This is a genomic window from Arthrobacter sp. Soil762 (assembly GCF_001428335.1).
Taxonomy (GTDB): domain Bacteria; phylum Actinomycetota; class Actinomycetes; order Actinomycetales; family Micrococcaceae; genus Arthrobacter.
Map to the genome: position 1 here is coordinate 335,696 of NZ_LMSG01000012.1, position 25,683 is coordinate 361,378.

Annotated in this window: 20 protein-coding genes and 1 tRNA gene; 3 read left to right on the forward strand and 18 right to left on the reverse strand. The window is 62.6% G+C overall.

Features of this window, described 5'->3' with window-relative positions:
• Positions 1-132: 132 nt before the first annotated feature.
• From tuf to ASG77_RS09620, 7 genes are all read right to left on the reverse strand, one after another.
• Positions 133-1,323 (reverse strand): elongation factor Tu, encoded by a 1,191-nt coding sequence (tuf, locus tag ASG77_RS09590; RefSeq protein ID WP_056344396.1) that lies wholly within the window; start codon positions 1,321-1,323, stop codon positions 133-135.
• 245 nt (positions 1,324-1,568) lie between these two features.
• The gene (fusA, locus tag ASG77_RS09595; RefSeq protein ID WP_056344399.1) at positions 1,569-3,683 is read right to left on the reverse strand and encodes an elongation factor G; all 2,115 of its coding nucleotides are present in this window, start codon (positions 3,681-3,683) and stop codon (positions 1,569-1,571) included.
• Between the two features lie 69 nt (positions 3,684-3,752).
• Positions 3,753-4,223, reverse strand: coding sequence for a 30S ribosomal protein S7 (rpsG, locus tag ASG77_RS09600; RefSeq protein WP_011692813.1), 471 nt, complete (start codon positions 4,221-4,223; stop codon positions 3,753-3,755).
• 1 nt (position 4,224) lies between these two features.
• Entirely contained in the window at positions 4,225-4,599 is a 375-nt protein-coding gene (gene rpsL / locus ASG77_RS09605; RefSeq protein WP_011692814.1) for a 30S ribosomal protein S12, read from the reverse strand.
• 334 nt (positions 4,600-4,933) lie between these two features.
• A complete protein-coding gene (locus ASG77_RS09610; RefSeq protein WP_056344403.1) occupies positions 4,934-8,833 on the reverse strand; it encodes a DNA-directed RNA polymerase subunit beta' in 3,900 nt (1,299 codons plus the stop codon).
• Between the two features lie 105 nt (positions 8,834-8,938).
• Positions 8,939-12,448, reverse strand: a complete 3,510-nt coding sequence (gene rpoB, locus ASG77_RS09615; RefSeq protein WP_056344405.1) for a DNA-directed RNA polymerase subunit beta — start codon at positions 12,446-12,448, stop codon at positions 8,939-8,941.
• Between the two features lie 296 nt (positions 12,449-12,744).
• On the reverse strand, positions 12,745-13,215 hold the full coding sequence (locus tag ASG77_RS09620) for a hypothetical protein (RefSeq protein ID WP_056344408.1): 471 nt from the start codon (positions 13,213-13,215) through the stop codon (positions 12,745-12,747).
• Between the two features lie 221 nt (positions 13,216-13,436).
• On the opposite strand from ASG77_RS09620, the gene ASG77_RS09625 reads away from it, so the two are divergent.
• The gene (locus ASG77_RS09625; RefSeq protein WP_056344411.1) at positions 13,437-14,636 is read left to right on the forward strand and encodes an acetyl-CoA C-acetyltransferase; all 1,200 of its coding nucleotides are present in this window, start codon (positions 13,437-13,439) and stop codon (positions 14,634-14,636) included.
• Positions 14,637-14,652: 16 nt separating this feature from the next.
• Positions 14,653-15,150, forward strand: coding sequence for an aminoacyl-tRNA deacylase (locus ASG77_RS09630; protein WP_056344413.1), 498 nt, complete (start codon positions 14,653-14,655; stop codon positions 15,148-15,150).
• Between the two features lie 134 nt (positions 15,151-15,284).
• On the opposite strand, the gene rplL is transcribed toward ASG77_RS09630, so the two are convergent.
• The 9 genes from rplL to ASG77_RS09675 all read right to left on the reverse strand — a co-directional run bounded on the left by rplL (position 15,285) and on the right by ASG77_RS09675 (position 21,853).
• Complete coding sequence (rplL, locus tag ASG77_RS09635) at positions 15,285-15,662, reverse strand: 50S ribosomal protein L7/L12 (RefSeq protein WP_056344416.1); 378 nt, start codon at positions 15,660-15,662, stop codon at positions 15,285-15,287.
• Positions 15,663-15,742: 80 nt separating this feature from the next.
• Positions 15,743-16,342: a 50S ribosomal protein L10 gene (gene rplJ, locus ASG77_RS09640; RefSeq protein ID WP_056344420.1), complete on the reverse strand. Its 600-nt coding sequence runs from the start codon at positions 16,340-16,342 to the stop codon at positions 15,743-15,745.
• Positions 16,343-16,638: 296 nt separating this feature from the next.
• Positions 16,639-17,757 (reverse strand): GNAT family N-acetyltransferase, encoded by a 1,119-nt coding sequence (locus ASG77_RS09645; protein ID WP_056345156.1) that lies wholly within the window; start codon positions 17,755-17,757, stop codon positions 16,639-16,641.
• Between the two features lie 8 nt (positions 17,758-17,765).
• Complete coding sequence (locus ASG77_RS09650; RefSeq protein ID WP_056344423.1) at positions 17,766-18,884, reverse strand: GNAT family N-acetyltransferase; 1,119 nt, start codon at positions 18,882-18,884, stop codon at positions 17,766-17,768.
• 149 nt (positions 18,885-19,033) lie between these two features.
• Positions 19,034-19,741: a 50S ribosomal protein L1 gene (gene rplA / locus ASG77_RS09655; protein WP_056344426.1), complete on the reverse strand. Its 708-nt coding sequence runs from the start codon at positions 19,739-19,741 to the stop codon at positions 19,034-19,036.
• A gap of 142 nt (positions 19,742-19,883) precedes the next feature.
• Positions 19,884-20,315 (reverse strand): 50S ribosomal protein L11, encoded by a 432-nt coding sequence (rplK, locus tag ASG77_RS09660; RefSeq protein ID WP_024365990.1) that lies wholly within the window; start codon positions 20,313-20,315, stop codon positions 19,884-19,886.
• A gap of 130 nt (positions 20,316-20,445) precedes the next feature.
• Entirely contained in the window at positions 20,446-21,297 is an 852-nt protein-coding gene (nusG, locus tag ASG77_RS09665; protein ID WP_056344429.1) for a transcription termination/antitermination protein NusG, read from the reverse strand.
• A 116-nt stretch (positions 21,298-21,413) separates the two neighbouring features.
• The gene (secE, locus tag ASG77_RS09670; RefSeq protein WP_056344431.1) at positions 21,414-21,698 is read right to left on the reverse strand and encodes a preprotein translocase subunit SecE; all 285 of its coding nucleotides are present in this window, start codon (positions 21,696-21,698) and stop codon (positions 21,414-21,416) included.
• An 82-nt stretch (positions 21,699-21,780) separates the two neighbouring features.
• Positions 21,781-21,853: transfer RNA gene (locus ASG77_RS09675), tRNA-Trp, on the reverse strand.
• 274 nt (positions 21,854-22,127) lie between these two features.
• On the opposite strand from ASG77_RS09675, the gene ASG77_RS09680 reads away from it, so the two are divergent.
• A complete protein-coding gene (locus ASG77_RS09680; protein WP_056344433.1) occupies positions 22,128-23,345 on the forward strand; it encodes a pyridoxal phosphate-dependent aminotransferase in 1,218 nt (405 codons plus the stop codon).
• Between the two features lie 146 nt (positions 23,346-23,491).
• On the opposite strand, the gene ASG77_RS09685 is transcribed toward ASG77_RS09680, so the two are convergent.
• Together ASG77_RS09685 and ASG77_RS09690 are read right to left on the reverse strand one after the other, a co-directional pair.
• Positions 23,492-24,175 (reverse strand): LuxR C-terminal-related transcriptional regulator, encoded by a 684-nt coding sequence (locus ASG77_RS09685; RefSeq protein ID WP_056344435.1) that lies wholly within the window; start codon positions 24,173-24,175, stop codon positions 23,492-23,494.
• Positions 24,172-25,590: an ATP-binding protein gene (locus ASG77_RS09690; RefSeq protein ID WP_056344439.1), complete on the reverse strand. Its 1,419-nt coding sequence runs from the start codon at positions 25,588-25,590 to the stop codon at positions 24,172-24,174. The genes ASG77_RS09685 and ASG77_RS09690 overlap by 4 nt, the downstream gene beginning before the upstream one ends.
• Between the last annotated feature and the right edge of the window lie 93 nt (positions 25,591-25,683).

Here is a 25,683-nt window from a genome sequence, read left to right on the forward strand (position 1 = left end):
CCTGCCTGCACAATTAATCCATTGATTGGATTAATAATAGCAAAGAACAGCCCCGCTGCACTAGCAGCGGGGCTGTTCCAAACTTTGCGTCAGGCCGTCAGACGGCCATCGGCTCCGTAATCAACAAGTAAATTACTTGATGATCTTGGTAACGCGTCCTGAACCAACGGTGCGGCCGCCTTCGCGGATAGCGAAGCCGAGGCCCTCTTCCATGGCGATGGGCTGGATGAGCGCAACGGTCATCTCAGTGTTGTCGCCAGGCATAACCATTTCCGTGCCTTCCGGCAGGGTGATAACGCCGGTTACGTCCGTGGTGCGGAAGTAGAACTGCGGGCGGTAGTTCGAGTAGAACGGGTTGTGGCGTCCGCCTTCATCCTTGGAAAGGATGTAGACGTTGGCCTCGAAGTCGGTGTGCGGGGTGATGGAACCCGGCTTGACGACAACCTGGCCACGCTCTACGTCATCGCGCTTCAGACCGCGGAGCAGGAGGCCACAGTTCTCGCCGGCCCATGCTTCGTCGAGCTGCTTGTGGAACATCTCGATACCGGTAACCGTGGTCTTCTGGACCGGGCGGATGCCGACGATCTCGACCTCGGAGTTGATGGCGAGGGTTCCACGCTCGGCGCGGCCCGTTACAACGGTGCCACGGCCGGTGATCGTGAAGACATCTTCGATCGGCATCAGGAACGGCTTGTCACGGTCGCGTACGGGGTCCGGAACGGACTCGTCAACGGCGGCCATGAGGTCCTCGACGGACTTGACCCAGATGGGGTCGCCTTCGAGAGCCTTCAGACCGGAAACGCGAACAACCGGAGCTTCATCGCCATCGAAGCCCTGAGCCGAAAGCAGCTCACGAACTTCCATTTCAACGAGGTCCAGCAGCTCTTCGTCGTCGACCATGTCCGACTTGTTCAGCGCAACCAGCAGGTAGGGAACGCCAACCTGGCGGGCAAGCAGAACGTGCTCGCGGGTCTGAGCCATCGGGCCGTCAGTGGCGGCAACCACGAGGATTGCACCGTCCATCTGTGCAGCACCGGTGATCATGTTCTTGATGTAGTCAGCGTGACCCGGAGCGTCTACGTGTGCGTAGTGGCGCTTCTCGGTCTGGTACTCAACGTGGGAAATGTTGATCGTGATGCCACGCTGGCGCTCTTCCGGAGCAGAGTCAATCGACGCGAAGTCGCGCTGCTCGTTGAGAGTCGGGTACTTGTCGTACAGCACCTTGGAAATGGCGGCAGTCAGCGTCGTCTTACCGTGGTCAACGTGACCAATGGTGCCGATGTTGACGTGCGGCTTAGTCCGCTCGAACTTTGCCTTTGCCACAGGTTCCTCCTAGAACGTTTTCAAATGACTTACCCTTCAACCGCGCTTATCGCGGCAGAAACTCAGGCAAGTCTACTTGGGGGGCTTTGGATTGGTGAAATTGCAGATTCAGGAACTAATACTAGTCCCTCGAGCCTGTTCGTGCAGATGGCCGGGGCCCGGCTGGACCGGACCCGGCCACCTGCACCAGGTGAGCTTCCGTGAACCGGAAACGCACCCGAGTTTTTGCTGCGAAAGTCGGAAGACTACTCGCCGCGGTTCTTCTGGATGATCTCGTCGGCAAATGCCTTCGGGACCTCCGCGTAGCTGTGGAACGTCATGGAGTACACAGCGCGGCCCTGGGTCTTCGAACGCAGGTCACCGATGTAGCCGAACATGCCGGACAGCGGGACGTGAGCACGGATGACCTTGACGCCCTGTGCATCTTCCATGGACTGCATCTGGCCACGGCGGGAGTTGAGGTCACCGATTACTTCACCCATGTATTCCTCAGGGGTGCGGACCTCTACATCCATCAGCGGTTCGAGCAGGATGGGGTTCGCCTTGCGTGCGGCTTCCTTGAAAGCCATACGGCCGGCGATCTTGAACGCCATTTCCGAAGAGTCAACATCGTGGTAAGCGCCGTCAATCAGCGTCGCCTTGATGCCAACAACCGGGTAACCGGCCAGGACGCCGTCATTCAGTGCATCCTGGATACCGGCGTCAACCGACGGGATGTATTCGCGCGGAATACGGCCACCGGTGACCTTGTTCTCGAACTCGTAGAGCTCGCCTTCGGAAGTATCCAGCGGCCCAATGGCAATCTGGATCTTTGCGAACTGACCCGAACCACCGGTCTGCTTCTTGTGCGTGTAGTCGTGACGCGCAACAACATTCTTGATGGTTTCGCGGTAAGCGACCTGCGGCTTGCCGACGTTGGCCTCGACCTTGAATTCGCGGCGCATGCGGTCCACCAGGATATCCAGGTGGAGCTCGCCCATGCCGGCGATGATGGTCTGACCGGTGTCCTCGTTGAGGGAGACCTGGAAGGTCGGGTCCTCAGCGGAGAGCTTCTGGATAGCCAGTGAGAGCTTCTCCTGGTCACCCTTGGTGTTCGGTTCGATGGCAACCGAGATCACGGGCTCCGGGAAGCTCATGGACTCGAGGACGATCTGGCTGTTGGAGTCACACAGGGTGTCGCCCGTGGTGGTGTCCTTCAGCCCGATCGCTGCGTAGATGTGGCCGGCGGTAGCGCCCTCAACGGGCATTTCCTTGTTGGCGTGCATCTGGAACAGCTTGCCGATGCGCTCCTTCTTGCCCTTGGTGGAGTTGACCACCTGAGCGCCTGCTTCTACGTGACCGGAGTACACGCGGATGAAGGTGAGCTGGCCGAAGAAGGGGTGCGCAGCAATCTTGAACGCCAGAGCCGAAAACGGCTCCTCGGAGGAAGGCGCGCGCGTGAGTTCCTTCTCTTCGTCGCGAGGATCGTGGCCGATCATCGGCGGGACGTCGAGCGGGTTCGGCAGGTAGTCAACCACGGCGTCAAGCATCGGCTGAACGCCGCGGTTCTTGAACGCGGAGCCACAGAAGACCGGGTAGAGCTCAGAGTTGATCGTCATCTTGCGGATGCCGGCCTTGAGCTCCTCGACGGTGAGTTCTTCACCCTCGAGGTACTTCTCCATGAGCTCTTCGGTAGCGTCAGCCACCGTCTCAACGAGGGCAGCCCGGTATTCCTTGGCCTTCTCCAGCAGATCCGCGGGGATCTCCTGGACCTCGTACTTGGCACCCATGGTGACGTCACCCTTGGAGTCGCCCGGCCAGACCAGCGCGCGCATTTCCAGGATGTCGACAACGCCGACGAAGTCGTTCTCGGCACCGATCGGCAGCTGCATTACGAGCGGCTTGGCACCGAGGCGGCTGATGATGGTATCTACCGTGTAGTAGAAGTCAGCACCGAGCTTGTCCATCTTGTTGACGAAGCAGATACGCGGAACGTTGTACTTGTCAGCCTGGCGCCAAACGGTCTCAGACTGGGGTTCCACACCTTCTTTACCATCGAACACGGCAACGGCGCCGTCGAGGACGCGCAGTGAGCGCTCAACCTCGACGGTGAAGTCAACGTGGCCGGGGGTGTCAATGATGTTGATCTGGTTGTTGTCCCAGAAGCAGGTCACGGCGGCAGACGTGATGGTGATGCCGCGTTCCTTTTCCTGTTCCATCCAGTCAGTCGTCGAAGCGCCGTCGTGCGTTTCGCCGATCTTGTGGTTCACACCTGTGTAGAACAGAATGCGCTCGGTGGTGGTGGTCTTGCCAGCATCGATGTGGGCCATGATGCCGATGTTGCGGACCTTACTAAGGTCTGTAAGCACGTCCTGTGCCACGGTGTCTCCCTTTCGGATGGACTACGCGTTCGCCGCCGGCTCAGTCGAGCCGGCGGCGTCCGGGAAGTATTACCAGCGGTAGTGTGCGAAGGCCTTGTTGGACTCGGCCATCTTGTGGGTGTCTTCGCGACGCTTCACAGCGGCACCGAGACCGTTGGAGGCATCCAGGATTTCGTTCTGGAGGCGCTCGGTCATGGTCTTTTCACGGCGGGCCTTGGAGTAGCCAACCAGCCAACGCAGGGCGAGGGCGGTGGAGCGGCCCGGCTTGACCTCAACCGGAACCTGGTAGGTGGCGCCACCAACGCGGCGTGAGCGGACCTCGAGGGAAGGCTTGACGTTCTCCATGGCCTTCTTGAGGGCTGCTACGGGGTCGCCGCCGGACTTGGCGCGGGCGCCTTCGAGGGCACCGTAAACGATGCGCTCTGCGGTGGACTTCTTACCGTCAACCAGCACCTTGTTGATCAGCTGGGTAACCAGCGGGGAGCCGTAAACGGGATCTAGTACGAGCGGCCGCTTGGGGGCCGGACCCTTGCGAGGCATATTACTTCTTCTCCATCTTTGCGCCGTAACGGCTGCGTGCCTGCTTACGGTTCTTCACACCCTGGGTATCGAGGGCGCCACGGACGATCTTGTAGCGAACGCCGGGGAGGTCCTTCACGCGACCGCCGCGAACGAGCACAATGGAGTGCTCCTGCAGGTTGTGGCCTACACCGGGGATGTAAGCGGTAACTTCAACGCCACCGTTGAGGCGCACACGTGCAACCTTACGAAGAGCCGAGTTCGGCTTCTTGGGGGTGGTGGTGTAAACGCGGGTGCAAACACCGCGGCGCATCGGGCTGCCGTTAAGCGCGGGAGCCTTGGTCTTTTTGACCTTAGGCGTGCGGCCCTTGCGGACCAGCTGGTTAATCGTAGGCACTCTCGTGTTCTCCGTTGGTTTGATCTCTACCTTCACGCTCAGGCGCCAGCCTGAACACAATGGTTTTGGCGTTGCTCCTTGCAGCTGCGGCCTCTGGAAACTTGCGTAGGCGTGCAAAAGCGTGGCATTCGTTGCGCACCTTACCCGCAACCCGGAAACAAGCTCCACCCAGCATCATGAGAACAAAACCAAAATGATGCTGCGGCGGCCTTCATCCACTGCCACACAGAACAATTACACAAAGTTTAGCACGGCTGGACCCGGGCCCTTAATCGGGTGTAGACGAAAGGCCCCGCCTCCACAGAGTGGAAGCGGGGCCTTTCAACGCAGTCGACTAGCGGAAATCGTTGCCGAGATCGTAGTCATCCAGCGGGATGGCGTGGAACTCAGGAGCTCCGTCGCCGCCCAGGGAGTCGTACGAGAAGTCACTGAATGCGCTGGGGCCGGTGAACAGGTTGGCCTTTGCTTCCTCAGTGGGCTCCACGGTGACCTCGGTGTAGCGCGGGAGACCCGTGCCGGCCGGGATCAGCTTACCGATGATGACGTTCTCCTTGAGGCCGAGCAGCGGGTCGCTCTTGCCTTCCATGGCCGCCTGCGTCAGGACGCGGGTGGTCTCCTGGAAGGAAGCTGCCGACAGCCAGGACTCGGTGGCCAGGGACGCCTTCGTGATGCCCATGAGCTCAGGACGTCCGGAAGCCGGAGTCTTGCCCTCGGACACAACGCGGCGGTTGGCCTCCTCGAAGCGGCTGCGCTCGGCGAGCTCGCCGGGGAGCAGATCCGATTCGCCGGACTCGATGACCGTGACGCGGCGCAGCATCTGGCGAACGATAACCTCGACGTGCTTGTCGTGGATACCGATGCCCTGGCTGCGGTACACGCCCTGCACCTCGTCCACCAGGAACTTCTGCGCGGCACGGGGACCCATGATGCGCAGAACCTGCTTGGGATCCACCGGACCGTTGATGAGCTTCTGGCCCACTGTGACGTGCTCGCCATCCTCAATGAGGAGGCGTGAACGGCGCAGTACCGGGTAGGCGATCTCTTCAGAGCCGTCATCCGGAGTGATGACCAGGCGCATCTGACGCTCGGACTCTTCGATGTTGATGCGGCCGGCTGCTTCAGCAATCGGTGCGACACCCTTCGGAGTACGGGCTTCGAAGAGCTCCTGGATACGGGGCAGACCCTGGGTGATGTCGTCGCCACCGCTGGCGGAAACAGCACCACCGGTGTGGAACGTACGCATGGTCAGCTGGGTACCGGGCTCACCGATGGACTGTGCGGCGATGATGCCGACGGCCTCGCCGATGTCCACGGTCTTGCCGGTGGCCAGTGAACGGCCGTAGCACAGGGCGCAGGTGCCGACGCGGGACTCACAGGTGAGTACGGAGCGGACCTTGACCTCGGTGATGCCGGCTGCGAACAGCTCAGCGATAACGACGTCGCCGCAGTCGGTGCCGCCGGCCGCAAGGACATTGCCCTTGGAGTCCACAACATCAACAGCGAGCGTACGGGCGTAGGCGCTGTTCTCGACGTTTTCGTCCAGGACCAGCTCGCCGTTGGCGTCCGGCACGGCGATTGCCGTGACCAGGCCGCGCTCGGTGCCGCAGTCCTCTTCGCGGACGATGACGTCCTGCGACACGTCCACCAGACGACGGGTCAAGTAACCCGAGTTGGCGGTACGCAGCGCGGTGTCAGCCAGACCCTTACGGGCACCGTGAGTGGCGATGAAGTATTCCAGCACCGACAGGCCCTCGCGGTAGGAGGACTTGATGGGACGCGGGATGATTTCACCCTTAGGGTTGGCCACCAGGCCACGGATACCCGCGATCTGACGGACCTGCATCCAGTTACCACGTGCACCGGAGGACACCATGCGGTTGATGGTGTTCATCGGCGACAGGTTGTCACGCATCACCTGGGCGATCTCGTTGGTTGCCTTGTTCCAGATCTCGATCAGTTCCTGGCGACGCTCGTCGTCGTCGATCAGGCCCTTGTCGTACTGGCCCTGGATCTTGGCAGCCATGGTTTCGTAGCCAGCGAGGATCCGCGGCTTGTCCTTGGGTACCTCGATGTCCGAGATGGCGACCGTAACGCCTGAGCGGGTGGCCCAGTAGAAACCGGCGTCCTTCAGGTTGTCCAGCGTTGCCGCCGTGACCACCTTGGGGTAGCGCTCGGCGAGATCGTTGACGATCGTGGACAGTTCGCCCTTGTCCGCAACGTTCTCAACCCACGGGTAATCCGCCGGCAGCGTCTGGTTGAAGATGACCTGTCCCAGGGAGGTCTGGACGATCACCGGCTGGCCGGCTTCCCAGCCTTCCGGGGCTTCCCAGCCCGCGTAAGGAACGAAGCCTTCGAGACGGATCCGGACCTGCGAGTTCAAGTGCAGCTCGCGGAGGTCGTAGGCCATGATGGCTTCGGCAACCGAGGAGAAGACGCGGCCTTCGCCAGCTGAACCGACGCGCTTGGTGGTCAGGTGGTAAAGACCGATGATCATATCCTGCGAAGGCAGGGTGACCGGACGGCCGTCGGACGGCTTCAGGATGTTGTTCGAGGACAGCATCAGGATGCGCGCCTCGGCCTGGGCCTCGGGGCTCAGCGGAAGGTGGACTGCCATCTGGTCGCCGTCGAAGTCAGCGTTGAAGGCGCCACAAACCAGCGGGTGGAGCTGGATTGCCTTACCTTCAACAAGCTGCGGTTCGAACGCCTGGATGCCAAGGCGGTGCAGGGTAGGTGCACGGTTGAGCAGCACCGGGTGTTCGGTGATGATCTCTTCCAGCACGTCCCAGACCTGCGGACGGTAACGCTCGACCATGCGCTTGGCCGACTTGATGTTCTGTGCGTGGTTGAGGTCAACCAGTCGCTTCATCACGAACGGCTTGAAGAGCTCCAGGGCCATCTGCTTGGGCAGACCACACTGGTGCAGCTTCAGCTGCGGGCCGACGACGATGACCGAACGGCCGGAGTAGTCAACGCGCTTGCCGAGGAGGTTCTGGCGGAAACGACCCTGCTTGCCCTTGAGCATGTCGCTCAGGGACTTCAGCGGACGGTTGCCAGGACCGGTGACCGGACGGCCGCGACGGCCGTTGTCGAAGAGGCTGTCAACTGCTTCCTGAAGCATGCGCTTCTCGTTGTTGACGATGATCTCCGGGGCACCGAGGTCAAGCAGGCGCTTGAGGCGGTTGTTGCGGTTGATCACACGGCGGTAGAGGTCGTTGAGGTCGGAGGTCGCGAAGCGGCCACCGTCCAGCTGGACCATCGGGCGCAGTTCCGGCGGGATCACCGGGACAGCGTCCAGCACCATGCCGAGCGGGCTGTTGTTGGTGGTCAGGAACGCGTTGACCACCTTCAGGCGCTTCAGGGCGCGGGTCTTACGCTGACCCTTGCCGTTGGCAATGATGTCGCGCAGCAGGTCAGACTCGGCCTGCATGTCGAAGTTCTCAAGACGCTTCTTGATGGCTTCGGCACCCATGGAGCCTTCGAAGTACATGCCGTAGCGGTCGCGCAGCTCGCGGTAGAGGCCTTCGTCGCCTTCGAGGTCTGCGACCTTCAGGTTCTTGAAACGGTCCCAGACCTGCTCGAGGCGCTCGATCTCGGCGTCGGCACGCTTACGCACGTTGGCCATCTGACGGTCCGCGGAGTCGCGGGCCTTCTTCTTGTCGGCAGCCTTGGCCCCTTCACCTTCGAGGCGCGCGATCTCGTTTTCGAGGTCACGGGCGATCGTGGCGATGTCGGAGTCGCGGTTGTCGATCAGCTGCTTCTTCTCGATGTCGTGCTCAACCTGAAGGTTGGGCAGTTCCTCGTGGCGGCTGTCGGCGTCAACGCTGGTGATCATGTAGGCAGCGAAGTAGATGACCTTTTCGAGGTCCTTCGGTGCCAGGTCAAGGAGGTAGCCCAAGCGGGACGGAACACCCTTGAAGTACCAGATGTGCGTGACCGGGGCGGCCAGCTCGATGTGGCCCATGCGCTCACGGCGGACCTTCGCACGGGTGACTTCAACGCCACACCGCTCGCAGATGATGCCCTTGAAGCGCACGCGCTTGTACTTACCGCAGTAGCATTCCCAGTCGCGGGAAGGGCCGAAGATCTTCTCGCAGAAGAGGCCGTCCTTCTCGGGCTTGAGCGTGCGGTAGTTGATGGTTTCCGGCTTCTTAACCTCGCCGTAAGACCAGCCACGGATGTCATCCGCGGTGGCGAGGCCGATCTGCATGAGGCCGAAGGAGGATTCGCTGGACATATGGTCCCTGTTCTCTCTTGTTCTCTAAATTCTGAAGTCTTGGTTACGGGAAGAGGGAGGTGATGTCCGACGGCGGGTGGTCACCCGCCGTCGGACATCAACCTGCTAAACCTCTTCTACGGAACTGGGCTCTGCACGAGACAGATCGATGCCCAGTTCTTCCGCAGCCGTGAAGACTGCGTCATCAGAGTCACGCATTTCAATTGTGGTTCCGTCCGTGGAAAGTACTTCCACGTTCAGGCACAGCGACTGCATTTCCTTGATCAAGACCTTGAAGGACTCAGGAACGCCCGGCTCGGGGATGTTCTCGCCCTTGACGATTGCTTCGTAGACCTTGACACGACCGTGGATATCATCCGACTTGATGGTGAGGAGTTCCTGGAGCGTGTACGCGGCGCCATAAGCTTCCAGCGCCCACACTTCCATCTCACCGAAGCGCTGGCCACCGAACTGTGCCTTACCACCCAGCGGCTGCTGCGTGATCATGGAGTACGGGCCGGTGGAACGGGCGTGGATCTTGTCGTCCACCAGGTGGTGGAGCTTCAGGATGTACATGTAGCCGACCGAGATCGGATCCGGGAACGGCTCGCCGGAGCGGCCGTCGAAGAGGCGGGTCTTGCCTGAGGAGTTGATCAGGCGGTCGCCGTCGCGGGTGACGTTGGTGGAGTCCAGCAGACCCGTGATTTCCTCTTCACGGGCGCCATCGAACACCGGCGTTGCAACAGTGGTCTGGCCACTCTCGCGCGGCAGGTTCGGCAGCTGCTTCATCCACTCGGGCTCGCCTTCGATCTTCCAACCGGTCTTGGCAACCCAGCCGAGGTGCGTTTCCAGCACCTGGCCGACGTTCATACGGCCCGGAACACCCAGCGGGTTCAGGACAATATCAACGGGGGTACCGTCGGCAAGGAAGGGCATGTCCTCGATCGGGAGGATCTTGGAGATAACGCCCTTGTTGCCGTGACGGCCGGCGAGCTTGTCGCCGTCGGTGATCTTGCGCTTGGCGGCCACGTAGACGCGCACCAGCTGGTTCACGCCCGGGGGCAGTTCGTCGTCGTTGTCGCGGTCGAAGACGCGGACGCCGATGACGGTGCCGGACTCGCCGTGCGGAACCTTCAGGGAGGTGTCGCGCACTTCGCGGGACTTCTCACCGAAGATGGCGCGCAGCAGGCGTTCTTCCGGGGTCAGTTCGGTTTCACCCTTCGGGGTGACCTTTCCGACCAGGATGTCGCCGGCTTCAACTTCGGCACCGATGTGGATGATGCCGCGCTCGTCCAGGCCTGCCAGGACTTCCTCGGACACGTTGGGGATGTCACGGGTGATTTCCTCGGCACCAAGCTTGGTGTCGCGGGCATCGATCTCGTGCTCCTCGATGTGGATGGAGGAAAGAACGTCCTCGGCAACAATGCGCTGCGAGAGGATGATGGCGTCCTCGAAGTTGTGGCCTTCCCATGACATGAATGCCACGAGCAGGTTCTTACCAAGGGCGAGTTCGCCCTGGTCCGTTGCCGGACCGTCGGCGATGATGCCGCCGACCTCGAGGCGCTGGCCTTCGTTCACCAGGACACGGTTGTTGTAGCAGTTGCCCTGGTTGGAGCGTGCGAACTTGTTGATGCGGTAGTTGGTTTCCGTACCGTCGTCGTTGAGCATGATGACGAGCTCAGCGGAGACCTCGGTAACCACACCGGCCTTCTTCGCAATGGTGACATCACCGGCGTCGACGGCTGCGGCGCGCTCCATGCCGGTACCCACGAACGGGGCCTCGGAACGGACCAGCGGCACGGCCTGGCGCTGCATGTTGGCACCCATGAGTGCGCGGTTAGCATCGTCATGCTCGAGGAACGGGATCAGGGCCGTAGCCACGGACACCATCTGGCGCGGGGAAACGTCCATGAACTCGACCTCGCCGGCGGGAACGAGCACAGGCTCGCCTCCACCACCACGGGCGCGGACCAGGACGGTCTCTTCGGCGAACTTCTTGTTCTCATCCAGCGGAGCGTTGGCCTGTGCGATCAGGACCTCTGCCTCGTCGTCGGCCGTGAGGTACTGGACCTCATCGGAGACAACGCCTTCAGCGACGAGACGGTAAGGAGTCTCGATGAAGCCGAACGGGTTGATGCGGCCGTAGGATGCCAGCGAACCGATCAGACCAATGTTCGGGCCTTCAGGGGTTTCGATGGGGCACATACGTCCGTAGTGGGACGGGTGAACGTCTCGAACTTCCATGCCTGCGCGGTCACGGGACAGACCACCCGGGCCAAGCGCGGACAGACGGCGCTTGTGGGTCAGACCCGACAGCGGGTTGTTCTGGTCCATGAACTGCGACAGCTGGGAAGTTCCGAAGAACTCCTTGATGGCCGCAACGACAGGGCGGATGTTGATCAGTGTCTGCGGCGTGATGGCCTCGACGTCCTGGGTGGTCATCCGCTCGCGGACAACGCGCTCCATACGGGACAGGCCGGTGCGGACCTGGTTCTCGATGAGCTCGCCGACGGCGCGGATACGACGGTTGCCGAAGTGGTCGATGTCATCGATATCGACGCGCAGCTCGTGGTCCTGGCCGTCGCGCTTGCCCGTGAGGGTCTTCTCGCCGGCGTGCAGGGCAACCAGGAACTTGATCATGGCCACGATGTCTTCAACGTGCAGGACCGAAGCTTCCTTGTCGCCAAGGGAGCGGTCGATGCCAAGCTTGCGGTTGATCTTGTAACGGCCAACCTTGGCCAGATCGTAGCGCTTGGAGTTGAAGTACAGGTTGTCCAGGAGGGACTGGGCAGCCTCGACTGTGGGCGGCTCGCCCGGTCGCAGCTTCCGGTAGATGTCCAGCAACGCGTCTTCGCGGGTCTCGGTGGCGTCCTTCTCCAGCGTTGCACGCATGGAGTCGTACTGGCCGAACTCTTCGAGGATCTGGCCTTCGGTCCAGCCGAGGGCCTTCAGCAGAACGGTGACGGATTGCTTGCGCTTGCGGTCGAGGCGAACGCCGACCTGGTCGCGCTTGTCGATCTCGAGTTCAAACCATGCACCGCGGGACGGGATGATCTTGGCAGTGAAGATGTCCTTGTCACTGGTCTTGTCGGCGGTGCGCTCAAAGTAGGCGCCCGGTGAACGGACCAGCTGGGAGACGACCACGCGCTCGGTGCCGTTGACGACGAAGGTGCCCTTCTCCGTCATGAGGGGGAAGTCGCCCATGAACACGGTCTGCTGCTTGATTTCGCCCGTGTTGTTGTTCATGAACTCGGCCTTGACGTACAGCGGTGCCGAGTACGTTGCGTCCCGGTCCTTGCACTCGGCCATGGTGTACTTCGGGTCAGCGAACTCCGGATCGGAGAAGCTCAGGGACATGGTGCCCTGGAAGTCCTCGATCGGGGAGATCTCTTCAAAGATGTCCGACAGTCCGGACGAGGTGGCGACGCTGAGATCGTTTTCTTCGACGGCCTTCGCTACGCGCGCCTGCCAGCGTTCGTTTCCGACCAGCCAGTCGAAGCTGTCCGTCTGCAGGGCAAGGAGATTCGGAACGTCCAGCGGTTCGTGAATCTTTGCGAATGAGAGCCGGCGAGTGGCACCATCAGTGCTGTCGGCGGTGTTAGCGGTTTCGTTATTAGAGGTGCTCGAGGCGACCAAGAGGGATCCTTCCACAGACCTTCAGGCGTTTTCAGATCTCCCCCGCTGTGCACCCTGCGGAATGACTCCGCAGTGCTACCATCCGGTTCCGCTATATGACCCGGGCCGGGGCTTTCCATACAATGACGTTGTTGACGGCACGTTGATGGTCAGCTGCCAGGCAAAGCCCACCGCTATATGAAGGCTGAAGGTAAACAGGGAAGACGCAAATATCTACGATACGGCAAAACCAATTACGTGTCTACCCCACAACCGGACTTATTGCAAGCACTGATTTTTTGATACCGGAAGCGGCATCAGAGCCGGAGCGTAACGTCCTCAGCCGTGCAGGCCTGGGCGTTTGCGAAGACAGCATCACGCACACCATCCTTGGAAGCCTGCTCGGGATCGCCGCCGCTTTTCGCGGCCGTGGAGTGGTCAAGCGCGAGGACGCTGAGCGAGGTAAACAGTCCCACCAGGTTCCCCGACACCGTGTCCTTGGCGTCCTGCGCGGCAAAGTAGATGTCCTCGTAGGCGTTGGAATCGTCCTGGATGGCCTTGTAGTCGGCGTAGAGCGAGTTGAACGTCTCGCAGGCTCCCTTGACACCACCGGCCGGGGGCGCTGCTGACGGACTGGAAGAGCGCGACGGCGACGCGGTGGATGGTGCGGACGTGGACGCAGTGGGGGCTGCTGTGGATGAAGTGCTGTCCGGCGCAGGAGTGGCCACGCTGCAGGCGGTGAGTCCGGCGAGGCTGGCCATGGCTGCCGCCGCGAGGATTTTCTTCAAGATGCTGCTCCCTGTTTTGCGTTGCTCTGTTGCTTTCGTCTTCGCCGTCCACCCTACGCACCGCCGCGAGCACGCGCACATCCGGCGGATGGGTAGTTCTCCCCTGGTGGCCACGGCCCGCACGAATGGAATCACCGGCGCCCCTGCGGCGTTGGGATAAATAGGTGACAGGCCTCACGGTAGCCTTGGAAGTACATCGATTCAGAGCGGAAGAGATCACAATGGGCAACTCCAACGACAACAATGACGTGGTCATCCTGGCCGGTACGCGTACACCGCAGGGCCGGCTCAACGGGCAACTGGCGAGCTTCACCGCCGTCGAACTCGGAGCGCACGCGATCAGGTCCGCGATTGCCGCCAGCGGCGTGGAGGCCGGCCAGGTGGACGCCGTCATCATGGGCCAGGTACTGCAGGCCGGCGCCGGGCAGAACCCCGCACGCCAGAGCGCCATCGGAGCGGGAATCGGCTGGAACGTTCCCACGGTCACCATCAACAAGGTGTGCCTGTCCGGGCTGACCGCGGTGATCGACGCCGCCAGGATGATCCGCAGCGGCGACGCCACCGTGGTGGTGGCCGGCGGCCAGGAATCCATGACCCGTGCGCCCCACCTGCTGCCGGGTTCCCGCCAGGGCTGGACCTATGGCGCCATCCAGGCGCTGGATGTTGCGGCGCACGACGGCCTCACGGATGCGTTCGACGGACAGTCCATGGGCCTGTCCACCGAGACCAAGAACATGACCCTGGGCATTGACCGGACCTCGCAGGACAACGTGGCCGCCCACTCGCACCAGCGTGCGGCGCTGGCGGCGAAGAACGGCGTCTTCGACGACGAAATCGCGCCCATCAGCGTCAAGCAGCGCAGGGGAGATCCCATCGTTGTCTCCACCGATGAAGGGGTACGGCCCAACACGTCCATCGAGTCCCTGGCCGGGCTGCGGGCAGCCTTTGTCAGCGACGGAACCATCACCGCAGGCAACTCATCTCCCCTGTCCGACGGCGCCTCCGCACTGGTGCTGGCATCGCGCCGGTTCGCGGAGGAGAACGGCCTGGAATACCTGGCTGTGGTGGGGAAGCCCGGACAGGTTGCCGGTCCGGACAATTCCCTGCATTCGCAGCCGTCCCACGCGATCATGAACGCACTGCAGCGGGCGGAATGGAGCACCGCGGACCTGGACTTCATCGAAATTAACGAAGCGTTCGGTTCGGTCGCGGTGCAGTCGCTGAAAGACCTGGACTACCCGCTGGAGAAGTGCAACATCCACGGCGGCGCCATTGCCCTGGGCCACCCGATCGGGGCGTCCGGTGCGCGGTTGGCGCTGCACGCGGCCCATGAACTCAAACGGCGGGGCAGCGGGAAGGCCGCGGTCTCCCTGTGCGGCGGCGGCGGTCAGGGCGAAGCGCTCCTGCTGTACCGCGACTGATGGCGGGCAGGGACTGATGGCGGGGCAGGCGGACAACGGGGGCGCCGCCGTCGGACGTCAGCGCTTCCTTGCTGACGCCGCCGCACGCGGCCTGGACGTGCAGCTTGTGGAGCGGCTGGCTGCGCGGAGCCTCGAGGAGGCTGCCGGGATTCTGGGCATCACGCCCGCGGATATCGTGAAGTCCCTGGTGGTCAAGCACAAGGACGGGACGTTCCTGTTCGCGCTGATTCCGGGTGACCGGCAGATCTCCTGGCCAAAACTGCGGACCCTTGTGGGCGTCAACAAACTCTCGTTGCCGCCCGCGGCCGTGGCGCTTGGTGCGACCGGCTACGAACGCGGGACCATCACCCCGCTCGGCAGCACCACCGCCTGGCCGGTGTACGCGGACGCCACCATTGCCGGCCGCCGGATCTCCATGGGCGCCGGCGAACACGGCTACAGCGCGTTTGTGGACGCCGATGCGCTCACCGCAGCACTGGGCGCCGTCGTCGCCGATATCTCCGAACCGAACTAGGCACCACACCCAAGTAGGTCGCACTAACAGTCGTTTTGAGCGCTCATAACGACAGTTAGTGCGACCTACTTGGGTTAAATGCAGGAAAACCCCGCCCACCGAAGTGGACGGGGTTTTCCGTGAAGCGGCGTGAGTTACTTGAGGGTAACGGTTGCGCCGGCAGCCTGGAGCTGCTCCACTGCCTTTTCGGCAGCTTCCTTGGTGACGCCTTCGAGGACAGCCTTGGGGGCGCTGTCAACAACGTCCTTAGCTTCCTTCAGACCCAGGGAAGTGATTGCGCGAACTTCCTTGATCACTGCGATCTTCTTTTCGCCAGCTGATTCGAGGATAACGTCGAATTCAGTCTGCTCTTCAGCTTCTTCAGCTGCGCCGCCACCGGCGGGGCCAGCAACAGCAACTGCAGCTGCAGTAACTTCGAAGGTCTCTTCGAAGAGCTTGACGAACTCGGAGAGCTCGATGATGGTCAGTTCCTTGAAAGCTTCAATGAGCTCTTCGTTGGTGAGCTTCGCCATGGTGTGGCGTCCTTCCTATAGGTGGTGCTTGGCGGCCTGGGCCATTGCCTTCACACCGGAGTCTGGTGGGTGAAGAGAAACTAGTTCTCTTCGGCAGCGGGTGCTTCGGCGGGAGCCTCTGCAGCTGCTTCGGGGGCTTCGTCTGCGGCCGGAGCTTCTTCAGCGGCGGGAGCCTCGGCAGCTGCCGGTGCACCGTTCTCTTCTTCAAGCTTGAGGCGCAGAGCGTCAATCGTGCGTGCAGCGGCGGCAGCAGGAGCCTTGAGGATGCCTGCAACCTTGGCGAGCTGCAGCTCGCGGGACTCGAGTGCTGCCAGGGCAGCGACTTCGCTCGCGTTCAGTGCCTTGCCCTCGAAGTAACCGGTCTTGATGACCAGCTGCTTGTTGGCCTTGGCAAAATCCGTCAGGCTCTTGGCAGCGGCAACTGCGTCACCCTTGATGAACGCGATTGCAGTAGGGCCGGAGAGCTGGTCGTTGAATGCTTCGACACCAGCTTCCTTGGCTGCAATGGCGGTCAGGGTGTTCTTGACGACCGAGAACTTGGTGTCCTGGCCGAGAGAAACACGCAGCTGCTTGAGCTGTGCAACGGTGAGCCCGCGGTATTCGGTCAGGACAGCGGCGTTCGATTCCTTGAAATCGTTAGTGATCTCAGCTACTGCTGAAACCTTTGTAGGCGTTGCCATAACCCTCCTTCCGGGGATAGTGCCGGTATGCGACGGTCCCCGCTCAGATGAGCTAAAACTAAAAAACGCCCCGCGCAGATGCACGGGGCTTGGCTCAACACGGATTTCACTGTGGAGCGTTGCTTCGTTCACCTGCGCCGGCCGCCCTATGTTCAGGGTCCTTCGTCCAGAAATACATTTGGCCTCCCGCACGCAACTGCAGAGTTGAGCTGCGTTCAGGAGAATGGATTTCCAACAACCGACGGTCTTTGGTACTTCAAGCTTACGGGACCGGCCGCCGGACCACCAAATCGGCCTTAGCTCTTGCTGGTCCCCAGGTACGGGAGTTCCTTCTGCCAGATGCCGGTCACGCCGGCGGTGGTGAAGCCGAGCTGCTGGTTGACAGTCAGCAAGTACCTGTTCTCGGGGGCGTTCCAAGTGTAGATGACACGGGCATCGGGGAACTGCTCGGTGAGCCGCTCCATGTTGGCCACCTTGATCAGCAGCCCCAGCTTGTTCCCCCGGTGCTCCTGCAGGACCAGGGTGTCGTCCTGGAACACCACATCGGGCCGGTGGGCCAGGACGCTGATGGTGGTCAAGCCCACCAGGGCCCCGGTGGCCAGATGCTCGACGGCGGTGACCACCGTCCGCCGCCCCTGCGCGATGGTGACCTCTTCAGCCTCGCGGAGGATGCCGCCGTCGAACACCATGTCCTGCTCAACGGGAGGCTCAAGGGAAGGATCGACGTCGGCACCCGCCTGGTTCTCGAGGACGGCCACGGCTTCCAGCCACTCATCCGGGCAGCGGTCCGTCCAGTGATGGAGCCGGTACCGCCCGCTATTGGCTTCATCCGCCTCGGCCTGCAGATCCGCCACGAGTTTGGTGTCCAGCGGCAGGGCACAGGAGCTGAACTGTTCGATGTGCTGAAGCGTGTAGCCGGTCCGGCGCGCGAATTCGACTTCCCGGCTGTCCAGCGGCACAAAGCCCTGGCCTGAACCCGGCACCAGTTGGCCGGTCTCAAACTCGTGCAGGGACGCGCCGGGATGGTTGGTGTCAACGAGGATCAGAGTGCGGCCCTCGCTGCGCGCCAGGTGTTCAGCCGCGAGGAGCAGCTTGCGGCCCACTCCCTGGCGCTGGAATTCCGGCAGGATGTCCAGGGTGAACTCCGCCATATCCAGGTTGTCGGTCAGCGGCAGGGCAATGTCAACCGTACCGATGATCTGCTCCCCGGCCTTGGCCACCAGAATGACCTGGCGCTCATAGGGGTCGGCCAGCTCCAGGAGCTTCTCCAGCGGCGTGTACGCGAGGTCGTCGCTGCCCCAGGTCTGCATCCGGACTTTGCGGCCCACCTCGACGGCAGCCAGGAAATCCACCGCGTCAGGTGCGTCCAGGGTGTCCGGGATCCACAGCTGCTCAATCCGTACGTCTTCTGCCATAAGGTGCGTCATCCCAGCCGTTTCTGCCATTCGCCCTCATAACCAGCAGGTTTGAATCCAAGCAAATTATTTATCGCCAGCATATGCCGGTTTTCCACGGCGTTCCATGTCAGCACCGACCGCGCCGCCGGCCATCGATGCTGCGCGGCTCGGAGGTTCGCCGCCTTGATCAGCAATCCCAGCCTCTTCCCGCGGTGCCCGGAAGAAACCAGGGTGTCCTGCTGGGCAATGCTTGCAGGAATGCCCGGCCGCCAGTTCAGGACCGTGTAGGCGACGAGCTTGCCGGTAGACCCGTGCAGCGCCGCCGCGACCTGGCACTGCACGCCGCTGCGGCTGTTCGACTGCTCCTCCTGCCGGACCCTGGCAGGGTCCCAGTCCTCGGCTTCCCAGTCCAGGCCGGCAATGGGGACATCCTTGCTCATCCGGTTCTTGAGGACTGCGTATTCAGCCACGAGTTCGTCAGGACACGTATCAGACCAGCCCACCAGGACGTAGCCGGTTGCCCGTGCAGACGCCTCCATCTCCAGGGCGTCGAGTTGATTCGCCGGTACCGGCAGCGTGAGCCGGCTGGCCCTCTCCACCTGCTCAAGTTCGTAGCCCGCGCGTGCTGCAAAGGCCACGGCAGGGTCATCTGCAGGGAGCCCGCCCGCGCCGGATTTGGCGGGGATCAGCCTGGCCGCGTTCTCCACCGGTCCGGCGGGCAGCTCACAGTAGGCATCCAGGGAAGTGCGGCCGTTTTCCGCGGCCACAGCCTCGGCGTGCTCCAGCAGCCGGCGGCCCCACCCCTGGCGCCGGAAGGCTGCCGCCACGTCCACCATGATCCCTGCCGTGTACGTGTTTTCACGCAGGGGCAGGGTTACGGAGCAGGTTCCCACGCTTTGCTGGCCCAGCTGTGCTATGAACAGCAGGCGATCCTCATACTCATTGCCGCGCCAGTATTCCAGGCTCTCCATGGCTGTGGGGCAGCGGTCCAGGTCGCCCCACTTCTCCAGTTCATGTTTCTCGCGCAAGGCGTGGCACACGTGGAAGTCCATCACGCCGCCGGTGCCGCCCGCACTGGGGCCTGTCCCGGCGTCGAGCGCTGAAGGAATGGCGACTGCGGAGATCTTCAGCTGCTGGCCGGTCATGCCCCCCAGCCTAACCATCCGTTCGGTTTGGTCGCGGGCAGGCGGAGGCCGTTTGGTCCAGGGCTGTTGGTTTAAACCAAAGGACCGCCCGGCGCAGTGCCGGGCGGTCCTTTGGTGTGCCGGAATCCCGGCCGAAGTGCTGTTGAGGACTAGACCTCGGTCAGGACCTTCGTGACGTTGGGGTCGACGGCGATGCCGGGACCGAACGTGGTGGCCACGGTGGCCTTCTGGATGTAGCGGCCCTTGGAAGCGGACGGCTTCAAACGAAGCACCTCTTCCAGTGCTGCTGCGTAGTTCTCGGCCAGCTTGAGGGCGTCGAAGGAAACCTTGCCGATGATGAAGTGCAGGTTCGAGTGCTTGTCGACGCGGAAGTCGATCTTGCCACCCTTGATGTCGTTGACAGCCTTGGCGACGTCTGCGGTCACGGTGCCCGTCTTCGGGTTCGGCATCAGGTTACGGGGACCCAGGACCTTACCAAGACGGCCAACCTTGCCCATGAGGTCAGGGGTGGCCACGGCTGCGTCGAAGTCGGTCCAGCCGGCTGCGATCTTTTCGATCAGGTCATCGGAACCAACGAAGTCGGCGCCGGCAGCGATTGCTGCCTCAGCCTTGTCGCCCGTTGCGAAGACCAGGACGCGGGAGACCTTACCGGTGCCGTGGGGCAGGATAACGGTGCCGCGGACCATCTGGTCAGCCTTGCGAGGGTCAACGCCCAGGCGGAAGGCAACCTCAACGGTGGCGTCGAACTTGGACGGGTTGGTGTCCTTGGCGAGCGTTACTGCCTCGAACGGCGCGTAGAACTTCTCCGCGTCGATCTTGGCGGCTGCTGCCTCATATGCTTTGCTGCGCTTTGCCATGCTGCTTATTTCTCCTTGTGCAGTTGTGGTCTGCGGACCGCGCTGGGCCCTGCCACAGCCGAGGATCCTGGAAGGACCCTACGGCATTACGGTTTGTGCCGGTTGTCCGGCAGTGGTGCCGGTTTCCCGACGGTGAAGGCTATTAGCCTTCTACGGTTATACCCATGGAGCGGGCGGTACCGGCGATGATCTTCGCTGCGCCTTCGAGGCTGGTGGCGTTGAGATCTTCCATCTTGGTGGTGGCGATCTCGTTGACCTGCGCCTGAGTCAGCTTGGCAACCTTGACGGTGTGCGGGGTGGGTGAACCCTTGGCAACGCCTGCAGCCTTCTTGATGAGCTCTGCAGCCGGCGGGGTCTTGGTGATGAACGTGAAGGAACGGTCTTCGTAGACCGTGATTTCCACGGGGATAACGTTTCCGCGCTGGGCTTCTGTGGCAGCGTTGTACGCCTTGCAGAATTCCATGATGTTGACACCGTGCTGGCCAAGCGCAGGACCGATCGGCGGGGCCGGGTTAGCGGCGCCTGCCTGGATCTGCAGCTTGATGAGGCCGGTGACCTTCTTCTTGGGAGCCAATGTAAGGTCCTTCTCTCAATATCTTCCTGGGACACAGGAGCGTGCCTCAGGTTGTTGGCCGCCATGGCGAGGCGACCGGCCGTTCCGGGGCTGCTAAGCGGGCAGTCCGGAACGAATTCTGTGCGGCTAACTAGATCTTGCTGACCTGGTTGAATGCCAGCGTGACGGGGGTTTCGCGTTCGAAGATCGACACGAGCACCACGAGGGTCTGGGATTCCACCTTGATCTCGGAGATCGTGGCGGGGAGGGTCTCGAACGGACCTTCCTTGACGATGACCGATTCGCCGACCTCGAAGTCGACGTCAATCTGGGCGGCAGCATGCTTGACGGGCTTGCCCTTTTCGGCCTGCTCTTCTTCGAAGACCGGCGCGAGCATGGAGAAGACTTCGTCGAGGCGCAGCGGCACCGGGTTGTGGGCGTTGCCCACGAAGCCGGTAACACCGGGAGTGTGCCGGACGGCGCCCCAGGAGGCATCCGTCAGGTCCATGCGGACCAGGACGTAGCCGGGGATCCGGACGCGGTTGATGACCTTGCGCTGAGCGTTCTTGATCTCAACGACCTCTTCCATGGGCACCTGGATTTCGAAGATGTAATCTTCCATGTCCAGGGTCTGGATGCGGGTCTCAAGGTTGGCCTTGACGCGGTTTTCGTAGCCGGCGTAGGAGTGGATGACGTACCAGTCACCCTCCTGGCGGCGCAGCTTGGCTTTGAATTCGTCGGCGGGGTCAACCTCGGCCTTGGCGGCCGCAGCTGCCAGGGCGTCTGCATCGGCGTCGTCGCCCTCCGAGTCGCCTTCAGCCGGTTCGCCTTCTACGGCGTCATCCTCTGAATCGTCTGAATCGTCGGCGGAATCGGCGTCGGCGGATTCGGGCGCAGCGGACTCAACCTCGGACTCTTCACCGGCTTCAGCCGTGGGGGCCGCCGTGTTGTCCGTGGACTCTTCCAGCTCAGTCTCGGTTACCTCGAGCTCCTGCTCAGACACTTGGTCTCCTGCTTCCTCATTGCCTAACATGCCTATTTAAATGGCTCAATTCCGCACACCGCGTGGATTCTTCCGGTTTACCCGGACAAGGCCACGCGGCCTGCGGACGATTCGCCTTAGCGGTCCCCGGGAGCTATCCCGCCGAAGACCCAGCTGACCGCGGTTCCAAAACCGATGTCCAGCAGGCTGACGATCACCATCATGATGGCAACGAACACCAGCACCACGAGCGTGTAGTTGATCAGTTCCTTGCGGGTTGGTGCAACAACCTTCTTCAGTTCGCCGATGACCTGGCGAATGAAAAGTGCAATTCGAGCGAAGAAGTTTGCCTTGGCGTCCTTCTTAGCTGGGCGGCCCTTGGAGCTGCTGGCAGCTGTTTCGGTCACCTGGTCCTCGCTCATCTTTTGCAATGTTGGATTACCCGGTCCTGATCAGAACCATGGTTGCTGCGCTTGCTCCGGCATTCCGCCGGAACAGCTTGCGCAGGGCAGACAGGACTCGAACCTGCAACCTGCGGTTTTGGAGACCGCTGCGCTACCAATTGCGCCACTACCCTATGGATCGAAAACAGCATCCTGACAAACTTCCGCAGTTTGCACTGGGGCGCACGTCATCATCCGTGTTTTCAACACCGGAGAACCAGTCTACGCAACAACTTCGTCTACGTCGAACCAGCCTCATTCCGGACCGTCCAATCCGCCCTTGTGGGTGAGTTGACCTGCAGTCACATCCACGCCGGCAGCCCGAACGATCCGCTGAACAGCATAGAGTAGATCACGTCGAATTCCACCATTCAGCCTCCTGGCTGCAAGCGAAGAACGGACCCTGCCATGTCTGCCGCCCGCGTTTCCCAGCGCATTTCCGCAATTGCCGAATCCGCAACCCTGGCTGTTGATGCCAAGGCCAAGGCGCTGAAGGCAGCTGGCCGGCCGGTTATTGGCTTCGGGGCAGGGGAACCGGATTTCCCCACTCCGGACTACATTGTCAAGGCATCCATTGAGGCCGCCAGCCAGCCCAAGTACCACCGCTACTCCCCCGCCGCCGGCCTGCCGGAGCTCAAGAAGGCCATCGCCGAGAAGACTCTCCGCGACTCCGGCTACGCGGTGGATCCGTCCCAGGTCCTGGTGACGAACGGCGGCAAGCAGGCCGTGTACAACACCTTCGCCACGCTGGTGGATCCGGGCGACGAAGTGATTGTTCCCACGCCGTTCTGGACCACCTACCCGGAGGCCATCAGGCTGGCCGGCGGTGTCCCCGTTGAGGTTTTCGCCGGACCTGAGCAGGACTACCTGGTCACTATTGAGCAGCTTGAGGCCGCCGTGACGGACAAGAGCAAGATCCTGCTGTTTGTCTCGCCGTCCAACCCCACGGGCTCCGTGTACAGCCCGGAGCAGGTGGCTGAGATCGGCAAGTGGGCCGCCGCCAAGGGGCTCTGGGTGGTCACCGACGAGATCTACGAGCACCTGACGTACGACGGCGTCCCTTTCACGTCTATCGCTACCGCTGCCCCGGAACTGGGCGACAAGGTGGTCATCCTCAACGGTGTCGCCAAGACTTATGCGATGACCGGCTGGCGTGTGGGCTGGATGATCGGCCCGGCCGACGTCATCAAGGCGGCCACCAACCTGCAGTCACACGCCACGTCCAACGTTTCGAACATCATGCAGATTGCAGCCCTCGCCGCCGTCTCCGGACCGCTGACCGCCGTCGACGAAATGAAGGTGGCGTTTGACCGCCGCCGCAAGGCGATCGTTGCCGGCCTAAACGCGATCGACGGTGTTGAATGCCCGACGCCGAAGGGTGCGTTCTACGTCTACGCGGACGTCCGTGCGCTGCTGGGGAAGGAATTCCCGACGGCGGCAGGTACCGCAACGCCGTCGACCTCCGCCGAACTGGCTGCTTTGATTCTGGATGAGGTTGAAGTAGCCGTGGTGCCGGGCGAGGCGTTCGGCCCTTCAGGCTACCTGCGGCTCTCTTACGCCCTGGGCGACGAGGACCTGGCCACCGGTGTTGCCCGGCTTCAGGACTTCCTGGGCAAGGCCAAGTAGGCACGCTCTCTCACGTCCTGCAGGAAAAACCCAAACGCTCTATCACTCTCTTTAGGAAGAGTGATAGAGCGTTTGCTCTTAAGCCGCATCAAGTGAGAGAGCGTTCAGGAAAAAGGCACTTTAAGTGAGAGAGCGTCCGGGGTGGGCTAGAGCAGGCGGCGTTCGGCGGCCCACTTGGTCAGCTCGTGCCGGCTGGAGAGCTGCAGCTTGCGCAGCACCGCCGACACGTGGGTTTCCACGGTTTTGATGCTGATGAACAGCTCCTTGGCCACCTCCTTGTAGCTGTAGCCCCGGGCGATCAGACGCATCACTTCAAGCTCGCGGGCGGACAGCCTGTCCAGCTCGTCGTCGGCAATGTCGGCCGGAGCGGTGCCGAAGGCGTCCAGCACGAAGCCGGCGAGCCGGGGCGAGAACACGGCGTCGCCGCCGGCGACTCGGAACACGGCGTCGGTGATTTCGGCCCCGGAGATGGTCTTGGTGACGTACCCGCGGGCGCCGGCGCGGATGACCGAAACCACGTCCTCGGCGGCGTCGGAGACGCTCAGGGCCAGGAACTTGGTGGTGGCCAGGAGCGATGCGGAACCCGCGATGACTTCCCGGCCGCCGCCGCCGAGGCCGCCGGGCAGGTGCACGTCCAGGAGCACCACTTCCGGACGTTCCTGCGCGATCACGGCGATGGCCTGCTCAACCGTTGCCGCTTCCCCGACTACGTGGATGCTCTGATCGAGGTCGGCTTTGAGTCCCGAGCGGAAGATGGCGTGGTCGTCCACGATCACCACCCGGACCGGCGTTGCGGGGCGGATGGGCCCGGTCCCCTGTACGTTGTTCATGATTTCCCTTCAGCGTTGTCCGTTTGGAGCGCCGGCATTCCCAGCCGCACTTCCGTGCCGTCCGGCGTGCTGGTGATGGAGGCGGTCCCGCCGTGGCGTTTCATGCGTCCGATGATCGATTCGCGGACGCCGAGACGGTCTTCAGGCACCTCCTGCAGGTCGAAGCCCGGCCCCCTGTCCTTGATGAAGATTTCCGTCCGGCCATCGGAAACTTCGAGGTAGACAGAGACGGTCCCGCCGCCGTGCCGGGAGGCATTGAGCATCGCCTCACGGCTGGCCTGGACCAGGGCTTCATGGGATTCGGTCATGGCGGTGTCCCCGACGCTCACCACTTCCACGGCGTTGCCGAGCGAGTCTTCCACCTCGGCACCCACGGCCTTGATGCGGTCCGAAAGCTGGCCCGCCTCCTTGCCGGGGTCCTGGAACAGCCAGCTCCTGAGTTCGCGTTCCTGGGCCCGGGCGAGCCGGACGACGTCGTGCTCATTTGCCGCCCGCCGCTGGATCAGGGCGAGGGTCTGGAGGACGGAGTCGTGCAGGTGGGCAGCGATCTCGGCCCGCTCGGTCTCACGGATACGGCCCGCCCGCTCAGTTTCCAGGTCCCGCCAGAATTTGAGGGCCCACGGAAGAAGTACCAGCACCACGCCGCCCAGCACCGCCACCGATGCCAGCAGCGCCAGCCAGGTCTGTTCCCAGGATCCGGAACCGGACACCATCACCAGCACGCCGGCAACCACCAGCGCCAATCCGGCGGCCAGGCGCGCCCAGCCGCCTGCCTGATCGGCCTTGGTTTTGTCCACGAGCCCGGCGCGGCGGGTTTCGTCGAGCTGCATCCAGGCGATGGCTGCACCGCCCAGCACGGCAGCCGCGGGGATAAGGGTCTCCAGGGGCACGTCCACGCCCAGGAGCCGGGCAATCATGATGCCCGCCACGAGGAGGAGGCCTGCGCCCAGCAGAATCTCCTTGCCATAGCGCATGCTGCGGACCCGGAACCACGGCGGCCGCACGGCGGGCCCGTAGCTCGACCCGTAGCCGGCACCGGGACCGCCGGGGGAAACCCCCGGGGCGTTAGTGCCGGCGTCGGGATTTCCCCACCAGGGAGCGGCCGCGGGCGAGCCCTGCGACGGCGCCGCCGAGGGCGGCCCAGCGCTGAATGCCGGGTCAAGGCTGACGGCCGGGGCAATGGGCGACGCCGGACGTCTGGCATTACGGCGGGCACTTTCGTCGGCGGTGGGGACCATGATCCACAGCCACGCATAGAAGGCCAACCCGGCGCCACCGGCGAGGGTCGCGAGTGCCATGCCGATCCGCACGCTTTTCACCGGCCAGCCCAGATGCGCCGCGAGGCCGGCACATACGCCCGCGATGACGCGGTCGCTGCTGCGGACAAGCGGTGGGCGGGTGAGGGCGGTGGTCATGTGTCAATCCAAGCACGGATCAGGGTTCCCCGGACCCGATTCCGGCCTGAACCGGGGGTAACTCAGGGGCGAGTCAGGGTGTTCCCCAGTAGA